This window comes from Vibrio sinaloensis DSM 21326 (assembly GCF_000189275.1).
GTDB lineage: Bacteria > Pseudomonadota > Gammaproteobacteria > Enterobacterales > Vibrionaceae > Vibrio > Vibrio sinaloensis.
The window spans coordinates 50,676-62,950 of sequence record NZ_AEVT01000074.1 but is presented as its reverse complement, the minus strand read 5'-3'; the positions used below and the strand labels follow the sequence as shown (position 1 = coordinate 62,950).

General features: G+C 45.4%; 11 protein-coding genes and 1 tRNA gene. 6 read left to right on the top strand and 6 right to left on the bottom strand.

Features of this window, described 5'->3' with window-relative positions; translation table 11 throughout:
* Positions 1 to 251: 251 nt before the first annotated feature.
* Positions 252 to 328 (bottom strand) — tRNA-Arg (locus tag RH45_RS13395).
* A 202-nt stretch (positions 329 to 530) separates the two neighbouring features.
* On the opposite strand from RH45_RS13395, the gene folD reads away from it, so the two are divergent.
* Positions 531 to 1,391, top strand: a complete 861-nt coding sequence (gene folD, locus RH45_RS13390) for a bifunctional methylenetetrahydrofolate dehydrogenase/methenyltetrahydrofolate cyclohydrolase FolD (protein WP_008078013.1) — start codon at positions 531 to 533, stop codon at positions 1,389 to 1,391.
* Between the two features lie 98 nt (positions 1,392 to 1,489).
* Here folD and RH45_RS13385 read toward each other — a convergent pair whose 3' ends face one another.
* From RH45_RS13385 to RH45_RS13370, 4 genes are all read right to left on the bottom strand, one after another.
* Positions 1,490 to 2,689 (bottom strand): NupC/NupG family nucleoside CNT transporter, encoded by a 1,200-nt coding sequence (locus RH45_RS13385; protein ID WP_008078011.1) that lies wholly within the window; start codon positions 2,687 to 2,689, stop codon positions 1,490 to 1,492.
* Between the two features lie 233 nt (positions 2,690 to 2,922).
* Positions 2,923 to 3,858: a LysR family transcriptional regulator gene (locus RH45_RS13380; protein ID WP_008078009.1), complete on the bottom strand. Its 936-nt coding sequence runs from the start codon at positions 3,856 to 3,858 to the stop codon at positions 2,923 to 2,925.
* Between the two features lie 46 nt (positions 3,859 to 3,904).
* Positions 3,905 to 4,870, bottom strand: a complete 966-nt coding sequence (locus RH45_RS13375; RefSeq protein WP_008078008.1) for a lytic murein transglycosylase — start codon at positions 4,868 to 4,870, stop codon at positions 3,905 to 3,907.
* Between the two features lie 40 nt (positions 4,871 to 4,910).
* Positions 4,911 to 5,198, bottom strand: a complete 288-nt coding sequence (locus RH45_RS13370; protein ID WP_008078007.1) for a YcgL domain-containing protein — start codon at positions 5,196 to 5,198, stop codon at positions 4,911 to 4,913.
* A gap of 162 nt (positions 5,199 to 5,360) precedes the next feature.
* Between RH45_RS13370 and minC the strand changes: the two genes are divergently transcribed.
* The 3 genes from minC to minE are packed head-to-tail and all read left to right on the top strand — an operon-like array spanning position 5,361 to position 7,125.
* The gene (gene minC / locus RH45_RS13365; protein ID WP_008078006.1) at positions 5,361 to 6,023 is read left to right on the top strand and encodes a septum site-determining protein MinC; all 663 of its coding nucleotides are present in this window, start codon (positions 5,361 to 5,363) and stop codon (positions 6,021 to 6,023) included.
* 19 nt (positions 6,024 to 6,042) lie between these two features.
* Positions 6,043 to 6,855, top strand: coding sequence for a septum site-determining protein MinD (gene minD, locus RH45_RS13360; RefSeq protein WP_008078004.1), 813 nt, complete (start codon positions 6,043 to 6,045; stop codon positions 6,853 to 6,855).
* A 6-nt stretch (positions 6,856 to 6,861) separates the two neighbouring features.
* Complete coding sequence (minE, locus tag RH45_RS13355) at positions 6,862 to 7,125, top strand: cell division topological specificity factor MinE (protein WP_008078002.1); 264 nt, start codon at positions 6,862 to 6,864, stop codon at positions 7,123 to 7,125.
* A 243-nt stretch (positions 7,126 to 7,368) separates the two neighbouring features.
* Here minE and adhE read toward each other — a convergent pair whose 3' ends face one another.
* The gene (gene adhE / locus RH45_RS13350; protein ID WP_008078000.1) at positions 7,369 to 10,068 is read right to left on the bottom strand and encodes a bifunctional acetaldehyde-CoA/alcohol dehydrogenase; all 2,700 of its coding nucleotides are present in this window, start codon (positions 10,066 to 10,068) and stop codon (positions 7,369 to 7,371) included.
* Between the two features lie 631 nt (positions 10,069 to 10,699).
* Here adhE and RH45_RS13345 point away from each other — a divergent pair.
* Positions 10,700 to 11,338: a YchE family NAAT transporter gene (locus RH45_RS13345; protein WP_008077992.1), complete on the top strand. Its 639-nt coding sequence runs from the start codon at positions 10,700 to 10,702 to the stop codon at positions 11,336 to 11,338.
* 70 nt (positions 11,339 to 11,408) lie between these two features.
* Positions 11,409 to 12,251: an ion transporter gene (locus RH45_RS13340; RefSeq protein ID WP_008077991.1), complete on the top strand. Its 843-nt coding sequence runs from the start codon at positions 11,409 to 11,411 to the stop codon at positions 12,249 to 12,251.
* The last annotated feature ends 24 nt before the right edge of the window (positions 12,252 to 12,275 follow it).

The window sequence follows — 12,275 nt, the reverse complement described above, 5'->3', positions numbered from 1 at the left end:
CAAGTCGAGATTTTGATACAAATTAATCATCATAAAAAAATATATCTTCTTATATTTCAGATAGATAAAAAGTGGCATTTAAGGGTAACTAAAGTCTCTGAGACACGTCAAAAATGAAGCAGCATCAAAAAACAGCCGCCATTGCGGGAAAGGTGCGGGGAGTAAGTAGGCAATAACAAGGAGAAAAGATAGGCAGAGCAGAAAAGCAAAAGCCCCGACATCTCAAGGAGATATCGGGGCTCTCTAATAAATGGCACGCCCTATAGGATTCGAACCTATGACCACATCCTTAGAAGGGACGTGCTCTATCCAGCTGAGCTAAGGGCGCGCTACAGGGACAGGATTATACGAGTTCAATATCGTAAAACAAGCGCTTTTCGTAACAAACTGATCTGAATGAACAAAAAAAGGCCACCAAATTATAACTTGGTCAAAATTACCACGAAGCAAACGTTTGCTTATAGATGTTCATCAAATAATTTGCGACAATGCGCTGCAAAATATTCGTCACTCTAATTTGAAGGAAAGTCATGACTGCTCAAAATATCGATGGAACGCTTATCTCTCAAACGGTTCGATCAGAAGTTGCTGCGCGAGTAAAAGCTCGTGTGGAAGCAGGCTTACGCGCCCCTGGTTTAGCTGTTGTGCTTGTTGGTGAAGACCCAGCTTCACAAGTGTATGTTGGTAGTAAACGCCGTGCGTGTGAAGAGGTCGGCTTTGTTTCAAAATCTTTTGACCTTCCTGCGACAACCACAGAGGAAGAGCTACTTGCACTGATCGACGCACTCAATGCAGACAACGAAATCGACGGCATCTTAGTTCAGTTACCGCTGCCTGCTGGTATCGACTCGACTCATGTACTAGAGCGAATCCACCCAGAAAAAGACGTTGATGGTTTCCACCCATACAACGTTGGCCGACTGGCTCAGCGCATTCCTAAGCTTCGCTCATGCACCCCTAAAGGCATCATTACCCTACTCGACCGTTACAATATCGACCTACGTGGTAAACACGCGGTTGTGGTTGGTGCATCTAACATTGTTGGCCGTCCAATGACGTTGGAACTCCTGCTTGCAGGTTGTACGACAACAACCTGCCATCGTTTTACCAAAGATCTTGAGGGCCACGTACGACAAGCTGATGTGGTTGTGGTTGCGGTAGGTAAACCTAACTTCATTCCAGGAAATTGGATCAAAGAAGGCGCGGTTGTGGTCGATGTTGGTATTAACCGTCTTGAGTCAGGTAAGCTAGTAGGTGATGTTGACTACCCTAACGCAAAAGAACGTGCGAGCTTTATTACTCCAGTTCCAGGTGGTGTTGGGCCAATGACAGTGGCAAGCCTTATCGAAAATACCATGCTTGCATGTGAACAGTTCCATACTAAAAAGTAACGAAAGCAATAGATAATCAAAGGGCAGATATCATTTGATATCTGCCCTTTCTGTTTTCAATCGCTGATTAATTAAAGCAGCTTAACCACAGCCCGTTGCTACAAGCTTAAAATCACACCAGCAATAGATGCACTCATCAGGTTCGCCATTACGCCTGCTGCAATCGCGCGGAAACCATATTTAGAGATAAACGGACGCTTCTCGGGTACCACGCTACCTAGACCGCCAATCAGCATTGCCATGGTTGAGATGTTAGCGAAACCACACAGTGCAAAAGTAACAATCGCTTGCGAGTGAGTGCTTAGCTGAGCTTTCACATCCATCAATTGAATGAAGGCGACAAATTCATTCACAACGATCTTGTTGCCAATCAGAGAACCCGCAGTAATCGCTTCAGACCAAGGGATACCCAGTAGCCATGCAACCGGAGCAAAAAGATAACCAAGGATCAGCTCAAAGCTCAGCTCCATGCCCATTAGGCTACCTAGCCAACCAAGCATGCCGTTTAGCATCGCAATCACACTGATAAACGCAAGAAGCGTTGCGCCTACCGCTACTGCAATACGCAGACCTGACATGGCACCGTCAGCCATCGCTTCAACGACGTTTGTTGCACGTGGCATTTCAACGTTATCTAACTCAGTAGTTGTATCAATCGCTTCGGTTTCTGGCACCATGATTTTCGCCATCAATAGGCCAGCAGGCGCCGACATAAAGGCCGCTGCAATTAGGAAGTTAAGGTCAACACCCAACGATGCGTAACCCACCAGTGTGCCACCAGCTACAGACGCAAGACCACCTACCATCACAGCGAAGAACTGAGAGTCCGTCATGTGTTTTAGGTATGGCTTTACAACCAGTGGCGCTTCAATCATACCGACGAAAATATTCGCCGTTGCAGAAAGTGATTCTGCGCGGCCAATGCCGAGTAGCTTTTGCAAACCACCACCGATCACATTGATCACCTTTGGCATTAAACCAATATGGTACAAACCTGAAATCAGTGCAGAGAAGAAGATGATGATACCTAGAACATTAATCGCGAAGGTAAAGCCACCAGTCGCTAGGCCACCAAACAGAAATGCAATGCCTTCCTGGCCATAGTTGATCAAGTTAGAAACAGCCCCTGTGACGCTATTTAGCGCCTCTTTACCTGCAGGAACGTACAGCACCAAGAGCGCAAAGCTGATCTGCAGAGCAAACGCCAACGATACCGTTTTTAGGTTAATATTTTTTCTATTTGTAGAAAGTAGCCACGCGAGTGCGAGGATCGCCACAATACCTAGGATTGAATTCATAACAACATCCAAAAAATGGGGGGGAACAAGGATGGCGTGGGATAATATTCAGATAAAAACGAGATGCAAATCACAGTTGTTAATGGAGTGTACGTTCACCAGAACAAACAACAACCACCAATGCAACTTATTGTTTTAATTGAAGATAAACGTTTGCTTTATTTTATTATTTCCAAATAGAAAATATGTTTCTAACAACAGAAATAATCCATCAATGAAAAAGCCCCATTTTCCTACTGCAAGTATGGGGCAAGTCGTCTATCCCAGAAGCAAGGTGAACCGATCTTTTGCTTAATGAAATCGATCACGGCTGCGGTTTTGGTAGGAAGGTAACGACGACTAGGATACACGGCGTAGAAAGGCATATCTTGGCTTGCTTGCCAATCTGGTAACAGCTGGATAAGTTGGCCGTCTTTGAACTCATCTCGAATCAAATAAGTGGCAAGGTAAGCAATACCCCAACCGGCTACCGCTGCGTCTCGCACCGCTTCCGCTAAATCGACCGAGTAATTACCCGAGACTTTGACGTTAAGCTGCTCGTCGCTGCGAGAAAAGGCCCAACTGGTATAGTCGCGTTCCCAACTTCTGTAAATCAAGCAGTTATGCTCTCCCAAATCGTTCGGGTGATGAGGTGTATCGTGCTTCATTAGGTAGTCAGGTGATGCGGCTACGACAAATTTACTGTCCGCTAATCGCTGTGCAACGTAGCCTTCTGGTAACGTCTCGTTGTTGGTGATCCACAAGTCTAGCCCTTCTTGCAACATGTCGACACGATAATCAAACAAGTGCATTTCAACTTGCAAGTTAGGGTATCGTACCCGGAGTTCATCAATGGCGGGTAAAATATGCAAGGTGCCAAATGACTGCGAGAGGCCAATTTTGATTAACCCAGCGACTTCATCTCGCTGACTTTCGATTTCTCGCTGCGCTTCTTCCACACTGTGCACAATTTGCTGGCAATGATGAAAGAACTGCTCTCCGGCCTCTGTAGGGGTAAATGTACGTGTCGTGCGCTGGACCAGCTTTACGCCAAGCGACTCTTCAAGCTGAGCCAATTGCTTACTGACATGTGAAACAGAGACGCCCAAGTTTTTCGCCGCCACAGTGAAATTCTTATGTTTGAGCAGAGTGGCGAACACCACCATTTGCGAAGCGCGATCGGATAACACAGAAACTCCCAACAAAAAGGAGCTCCGAAGAGCTCCTTAATCATAATTAAAGTACGATTCGGTCGGCTAAATGGCTGACCGCAAGAGCGAAGTAGTAAGAGCGATTCCACTTCATCAGTACATTGTAGTTGTTGTACACCAAGTAAACCCGCCCGTCCGCTTTGTCTGGCGCGGTTAACCACGCTTTGACATCCACATTCGGTAACGCTTGTCCTTCGTAGCGAGTAATACCAAGCTCATTCCACTCAGACAATGACTTCTCTTTGCCTTCGACGCGACCTTCCAGGCTCATGTCAAAACCTTCAGGCAACTTAACTTGGCGCCCCCAAGTAAAGCCGTCTTCCCAACCAGATTGGCTCAGATAATTAGCGGTAGATGCAAATACATCCGCTTTGGTATTCCAAATGTCTTTACGGCCGTCACCGTTACCATCAGCGGCGAACGACAAAAACGAGCTTGGCATGAATTGGCATTGTCCCATCGCCCCAGCCCATGAGCCTTTAAAGTCTTCGTATGCGACATGGCCTTCTTCCAGAATTTGCAATGCTGCCATCGCCTCTTTACGGAAGAAAGCTTCTCGGCGACCGTCATAAGCCATGGTCGACAACGCATCAATCACGCGATAGTTTCCCGTAAAACGACCGAAGTTACTTTCTACGCCCCATAACGCGACGATAAATCTCGGCTGTACACCGTATTCTTTGCCAATTCGTTGCAGCTCTTTGTAGTGTTTTTTATACAAGTCTCTCGCTTGTTTTACTTTCCAATCAGGAACGGCTCTAGGAATGTATTCATCCAAAGTGAGCTTTTTTTCTGGTTGATTACGATCGGCTTTAACCGCACGAGGCTTATGCTCGACATTAGCAAAAGCTTGTGAAATCACCTGTTCAGAGATCCCTTTATCGCGAGCTTCATTTTTTAACTTTTCGATATATTGCTCGAAGCCCGGCTCACTAGCCCAAACTGAGCTAGCGAGAGTAGCACCTAGTACGACTGACAATAACTTTTTCACATTGCCCTCCTTGAGCAACTGAAAAGCAAATCAACATTAACTAGTCTTCAGACTGCTGACGTGCTTTTTTTTGTTCTTTATATTCATCAAGTAAGTTTTTGGGAGGTGGTGGCAGTTGTAAGAAAAAGCCTTCACTTTCAAGCGAGTTGCGTACTTTTTCCACATCAACCGACGCCAGTTGACGGCCATCGAGTTTAATCACCATAACCATTATAGGTTTGCCAAACATCTGCATCAGTGTGTCAGGAACTTGTGAAAAATCGTCCTTCTTCGGAATGTAGAGGTAAGCGCCTTCTTTTTTAGAACTTTTGTAAATTGCACAAAGCATGGGAAGCCTTTTGTTCGTTTAGAATCAATGAACGTCAATGTTTCGCTAATTTTGAGAGCAAAACACTCAATTGAGCGCAAGATAACTTGCTGTGCTTAATGGGGGAATATAACATGACAACCCTAGTCTCAGGCAACGCCCTTACGAGGTTGTAAGTTAAAGATGTCACATTCACCAGACCTAAAAGGTAGTAGCTTCACATTGTCCGTTTTGCACCTTAGCGACAATGATGTGATAAAAACGGTCAATTTTCTCAATGAGAAAGTGCAGCAAGCGCCCGCATTTTTTGCCAATGCGCCTGTTGTCATCAATATTGCAAAAGTAGATGGTGAAATAGACTTTGCTGCACTGAAGCACGGAATATCCGAAGCCGGTATGATTCCGGTTGGTGTCACTGGCTGCAAAGATAAACGAACGCAAACTCTCGCAAGTGAAGCAAACTTCGCGGTGATGAGCGCAAGTAAATCCCCAAGCCAAGCGCCAGCAACGCTTGCACCAACTAAAATCGTACGCGCTCCGGTGCGTTCTGGACAGCAAATTTATGCAAAAGATTGTGACTTAGTCATTCTTAGTCACGTCAGCGAAGGCGCTGAGGTCATTGCAGATGGTTCTATCCATATCCATGGAACTTTACGTGGACGCGCCATTGCCGGCGCGAGTGGTAACAAAGATGCGGTAATCATCTGCAATAAGCTCAATGCAGAACTAATGTCTATCGCTGGGCATTACTGGCTTACGGAGCAATTCGCCAAAGAATATTGGCAGCAAAAAGTAATGTTCAGTTTAGACAATGACTCGCTCAAGTTCGAGTTAGTAACGATTTAAGATTTATAAGGAACACATAATGGCACGCATTATTGTTGTAACGTCAGGTAAAGGCGGAGTGGGTAAAACTACATCAAGCGCCGCTATCGCTTCAGGCTTAGCGGTTAAAGGTAAAAAAACGGTTGTGATCGACTTTGATATCGGTCTGCGTAACCTTGATTTGATCATGGGTTGTGAGCGTCGTGTTGTGTATGACTTTGTCAATGTTATCAATGGTGAAGCGACACTAAACCAAGCCATGATCAAAGATAAACGCACTGAGAATCTGTTTATCCTTCCTGCTTCGCAAACTCGCGACAAAGACGCCTTGACCAAAGAAGGGGTACGCCGAGTTCTGGACGAGTTAGACGAGATGGGCTTTGATTTCGTGATCTGTGACTCTCCTGCTGGTATCGAGCAAGGAGCATTAATGGCGCTATACTTTGCAGATGAGGCAATCGTAACCACCAACCCAGAAGTTTCTTCTGTTCGTGACTCAGACCGTATCCTTGGCATTCTGGATTCGAAATCTCGTCGTGCGGAAGAAGGGTTAGAGCCTGTGAAGCAACACCTGCTGCTTACTCGTTACAATCCAGCACGAGTCACTCAAGGTGAAATGCTGAGTGTAGAAGATGTAGAAGAGATTCTACACATTAGCCTACTCGGTGTTATCCCTGAAAGCCAAGCGGTCTTGAACGCTTCAAACAAAGGGGTTCCAGTAATCTTTGACGAACAGTCAGATGCCGGTATGGCTTACGATGATGCCGTTGAGCGACTGCTTGGTCAACAAGTGGACTTCCGCTTTTTGACTGAACAGAAGAAAGGCATTTTTAAACGTCTATTCGGAGGCTAAATCGGTATGTCATTACTTGAGTTTTTCCGCCCGCAGAAAAAAAATTCTGCGAACTTAGCCAAAGAGCGCTTACAGATCATTGTCGCTGAGCGTCGCAGCCAAGGTGATCCTGCGCCATCTTACTTGCCTCAGCTAAAAGAAGATATCCTTAAAGTGATCAGTAAGTATGTCGCTATCGATCCAGCGATGGTTGACCTCTCCTTCGAACACAAAGACGATGATATTTCTGTCTTAGAGCTTAACGTTAAACTCCCAGAAGACGACAAATAGCCCAAGCCATAGGGCTAAGCTAGTAAGTTATTATAGGGTTGGCGCATAACGCCAGCCCTTTTTATTGGGCGCCATTTAGTCAATTAAACCTCGAGAATAATCCCTAGCCAAACCAACCCCTCATTACTCAGCAAGTCATAGAGCCCAAACGAAAAAAGCCCCAGTCTCTCGACTGGGGCTTTGATTTTTCCCGATAGATAAGTGTCGTGCTAGCGAAAACTTATCTCATAACTAACGCCCTACTTATGCGTCAGCTTTTGCTTTCTTAGCTTTAGGCGCTTTCGCTGCTTCTTGGTCTGCTTTCTTCTTGATTACCGTAGTACCTTCGAAAGTTTCACCTTCAACGAATGCTTTACCGTAGTAAGAAGCAAGTAGAACTTCTTTCAGCTCAGTGATTAGAGGGTAACGTGGGTTAGCACCTGTACACTGGTCATCGAACGCTTCAACCGCTAGTTCGTCTAGTTTCGCTACGAAGTCTGCTTCAGACACGCCAGCCGCTTGAATAGACATTGGGATGTCTAGGTTACCTTTAAGCTCGTCTAGCCATGCTAGTAGACGTTCAATCTTCTGAGCAGTGCGGTCACCTTCTTGGCTTAGGCCTAGGTGGTCAGCGACTTCAGCGTAACGACGACGTGCTTGTGGACGGTCGTATTGAGAGAACGCAGTTTGCTTAGTTGGGTTGTCGTTCGCGTTGTAACGTACCACGTTAGAGATTAGTAGTGCGTTCGCCAGACCGTGTGGTAGGTGGAACTCAGCACCAATCTTGTGCGCCATTGAGTGACAAACACCTAGGAATGCGTTCGCAAATGCTACACCAGCGATAGTTGCTGCGTTGTGCACTTTCTCACGAGCGATTGGGTCGTTTGCACCGTTTGCGTAGCTTGATGGTAGGTACTCTTTAAGCATCTTAAGCGCTTGTAGAGCTTGACCATCAGAGTATTCGTTAGCAAGAACAGATACGTAAGCTTCTAGAGCGTGAGTTACTGCATCGTAACCACCGAATGCTGTTAGAGACTTAGGCATGTTCATAACTAGGTTAGCATCAACGATAGCCATGTTTGGCGTGATTTCGTAGTCAGCTAGTGGGTACTTAGCACCAGTTTCGTCGTCTGTAACAACCGCGAATGGAGTAACTTCTGAACCCGTACCTGAAGTTGTAGTGATACATACAAGCTCAGCTTTCTTACCCATTTTAGGGAACTTGTAGATACGTTTACGGATGTCCATAAAGCGCATTGCTAGTTCTTCGAACGCAGTTTCTGGGTGCTCGTACATTACCCACATGATTTTCGCTGCATCCATCGGAGAACCACCACCTAGAGCGATGATTACGTCAGGCTGGAAGCTTTGCATTGCTTCTGCACCTTTCTTAACAACAGATAGCGTTGGATCCGCTTCTACATCGAAGAAAGTTTGAACTTCGATACCTTGAGCTTTAAGTAGTTGTACTACGTCGTCAGCGTAACCGTTGTTGAATAGGAAACGGTCAGTGACTAGGAATGCACGCTTCTTACCTTCTAGGTCGCTCATTGCGATTGGAAGGCTACCACGACGGAAGTAGATAGACTTAGGTAGTTTGTGCCACAACATGTTTTCAGCTCGCTTCGCTACAGTTTTCTTGTTGATTAGGTGCTTAGGACCTACGTTCTCAGAGATAGAGTTACCACCCCATGAACCACAACCTAGAGTTAGAGAAGGTGCAACGTTGAAGTTGTACAGGTCACCGATACCACCGTGAGTAGTAGGGATGTTGATAAGGATACGTGCAGTCTTCATCTTGTCACCGAAGTAACGGATACGGTCTGCGTTAGTATCTTGGTTAGTGTATAGACCAGATGTGTGGCCGATACCGCCGATCTCTACCATAGTTACCGCTTGAGCAACTGCATCTTCGAAGTTGTCAGCGCGGAATAGACCTAGTGTTGGAGACAGTTTTTCGTGAGCGAATGCGTCGTCGTAAGATACTTTACCAAGACCTTCACCAACAAGAACTTTTGTATCAGCAGGAACTTTAACACCTGCTAGTTCAGCGATTGCTGCTGCTGGTTGACCAACGATTTTCGCGTTTAGCGCGCCGTCGATTAGAAGCACTTTACGTACTTTGTCAGCGTCTGCTTTAGAAAGAACAACCGCTTTGTGAGAAGCGAAACGCTCTTTCACTTCGTCGTATACTTCGTCAACTACGATTGCAGCCTGCTCAGAAGCACACACTACGCCGTTATCGAAAGTCTTAGACATTAGGATAGAAGCTACAGCACGTTTAACGTCAGCTGTTTCATCGATTACTACTGGAACGTTACCTGCACCTACACCGATTGCTGGTTTACCAGAAGAGTATGCTGCTTTAACCATGCCTGGGCCACCAGTTGCAAGGATAAGAGCGATGTCATCGTGCTTCATTAGAGCGTTAGAAAGCTCTACAGATGGTTGGTCAATCCAACCGATGATGTCTTTTGGAGCGCCTGCTGCTACTGCTGCGTCTAGAACAAGTTTAGCCGCGTCGTTAGTAGAGTTTTTCGCACGTGGGTGTGGCGAGAAGATGATGCCGTTACGAGTCTTCAGAGAGATTAGAGATTTGAAGATAGCAGTAGAAGTTGGGTTAGTCGTTGGAACGATACCACAGATAATACCTACTGGCTCAGCAATAGTCATTGTGCCTAGGTTGTCATCTTCTTCTAGGATGCCACAAGTCTGCTCGTCTTTGTATTTATTGTAGATAAACTCAGAAGCGAAGTGGTTCTTGATTACTTTATCTTCAACAATACCCATACCAGATTCTTCAACCGCTTGTTGAGCTAGCGGGATACGAGCTTGGTTAGCTGCAAGAGATGCTGCACGGAAGATTTTATCTACTTGCTCTTGAGAGTAAGTAGCGAACTCTTCTTGCGCTTTCTTAACGCGAGCAATCATTGCATCTAGTTCAGCCATATTAGTTACAGGCATAGGGATTCTCCTAAAATTAACAAATATTAAAAACTTTTTATTAAGACCGCTGTTCTACTTTTGTTTGCCACCTAACAGAGCAGGCTTCTTAGTAAATTGCTTTCAGGGCTGAGTATATTATTTCAGGTTATGAAAAAAATTGACCCAGATCAGTTCTGAAAAACTATTTACCCACTTAGTGGTACCCAAATCGCAAAATATGACATAACTAACTGAATTTTAAAGATTTAGATCACAAAAGATAATTGTGCAAAATATCATCACTTAGTTGCACTAGATAGTAAAACGACAATATCTTGTAAAAAAGTTTCATTTTTCGGCCACAAACTTTCATGTGAGCCACTAACCTTGTGCTACTGAGAGTATATCCAAAGCTGCATTTCTCTCTATATTCGATGGTGAATTTTATCGAAAATGTGCAGATGTTAACGTTTATGTCAGAACATCTCTCAGCTGGTCATATTCTACGTAACAAAGTATGTCATTTGTATTTACGAAAATTTCAATAATTAGTTTTTCTCAGTAATGGCATCCTTTACAGGTTAGTTTTTTTCATTCGTTGGTGAACAGATTTTCGACTATATTCCGCGTGTACCGTAATTGTCGTTAACTTTGCTGTGGACACTCACTCATGCAAACCTTCGAAATCGCAATTTTTCTACAGTTTTTTCTCGGCTTAGTCGCTGCTGTAAACCCAGTTGGCATCATGCCAGTGTTTGTTTCGCTTACCGGGCATATGACCCAAGAGGAAAAACACAAAACCGCCGTTACCGCTAACGTTGCCGTTGCGATCATTCTTGTTGTATCTCTGCTTGCTGGCCAGATGCTGCTCGACATGTTCAGCATCTCTCTCGATTCATTCCGCGTTGCAGGTGGTTTACTGCTTTTGAGCATCGCCTTCTCAATGATGAGCGGTAAGCTCGGTGAAGATAAGCAGAACAAACAAGAGAAGTCTGAGTATGTGAGTCGTGAACAAATTGGTGTGGTGCCATTGGCAATGCCGCTTATGGCGGGTCCAGGTGCGATCAGTTCGACAATCGTTTATGGCTCTCGATACCCAAGCATGTTTGATACCGTCGGCATCATCATCACCATCGTACTGTTTGCACTGGCGACTTGGTTGCTGTTCCGCTCTGCACCACTTATTGTCCGCTTTTTGGGCCAGACAGGCATCAACGTGATTACTCGTATCATGGGCTTAATTTTGGGCGCCCTCGGAATCGAGTTTATCGCCAACGGTCTACGAAATTTGTTTCCAGGCCTTGCTTAAACCAGCACAAATTAGCCTGAACAAGGCAAACTCGGTATGATAGAGGGATGCAACCAACATTCTTTCTATCATGCCTAGAAACTCCTTAAGACATCACCTTTACGTCATTATATTTGGTACTCACACCAAAGCAGGTCGCGCATTCGACATTGCGTTGATTATTGCCATCATCACTTCGTTGATCGTATTAGTGTTAGAGTCGATTCCCTCTGTCAGTGCACAGTGGGCGAAAGAACTTCGTTACATCGAATACACCTTCACCGCATTGTTCACCATCGAGTATTTGCTGCGATTGTACTGCTCGCCTAAACCCGCCGCCTATGCGAAGAGTTTTTACGGCGTGGTGGACTTGCTGGCCATTTTGCCGACCTACCTTGCCCTATTCTTCCCGGGCGCTTCTTTCATGGGGGTGATTCGTTTACTGCGTGTGATGCGAATTTTCCGCATTCTTAAGCTTGTTCGCTATCTGCAGGATTCGAATATTTTGCTGCGCTCCTTGCTGATGGCAAAACGCAAAATTCTGATCTTTTTTAGTACTGTCGCCATTTTAGTCACCATTTTCGGCGCACTGATTTTCGTTATTGAAGGACCGGAAAACGGCTTCACCAGTATTCCGAAAAGTATTTACTGGGCGATCGTCACTATCACGACGGTCGGTTATGGAGATTTGGTACCACAAACCAATTTAGGTAAAGGGCTAGCATCATTGACTATGCTGCTGGGCTATTCAATTCTCGCCGTACCGACAGGAATCATCACTGCTGAGCTCAGCCAAGAAATGCGTTCGCACAAAGCACTCGTAAAATGCCCTAATTGCTCTCAGAGCGGCCATGACTCCGATGCGATGTATTGTAAACATTGTGGCAGTGAGCTAGCAGACCCCGATCTGAGAGTGGTGGGTCAGGAAGAGTAGAGCTGCATGCTTCTCGCTCCAAGA

Excerpts from the sequence above, each read along its gene's own strand:
- minD (WP_008078004.1), top strand. The coding sequence starts at position 6,043 with ATGGCACGCATTATTGTTGTAACGTCAGGTAAAGGCGGAGTGGGTAAA.
- RH45_RS13385 (WP_008078011.1), bottom strand. The coding sequence starts at position 2,689 with ATGAATTCAATCCTAGGTATTGTGGCGATCCTCGCACTCGCGTGGCTA.
- adhE (WP_008078000.1), bottom strand. The coding sequence starts at position 10,068 with ATGCCTGTAACTAATATGGCTGAACTAGATGCAATGATTGCTCGCGTT.
- RH45_RS13370 (WP_008078007.1), bottom strand. The coding sequence starts at position 5,198 with ATGCTTTGTGCAATTTACAAAAGTTCTAAAAAAGAAGGCGCTTACCTC.
- minC (WP_008078006.1), top strand. The coding sequence starts at position 5,361 with ATGTCACATTCACCAGACCTAAAAGGTAGTAGCTTCACATTGTCCGTT.
- RH45_RS13345 (WP_008077992.1), top strand. The coding sequence starts at position 10,700 with ATGCAAACCTTCGAAATCGCAATTTTTCTACAGTTTTTTCTCGGCTTA.
- RH45_RS13340 (WP_008077991.1), top strand. The coding sequence starts at position 11,409 with ATGCCTAGAAACTCCTTAAGACATCACCTTTACGTCATTATATTTGGT.
- folD (WP_008078013.1), top strand. The coding sequence starts at position 531 with ATGACTGCTCAAAATATCGATGGAACGCTTATCTCTCAAACGGTTCGA.
- minE (WP_008078002.1), top strand. The coding sequence starts at position 6,862 with ATGTCATTACTTGAGTTTTTCCGCCCGCAGAAAAAAAATTCTGCGAAC.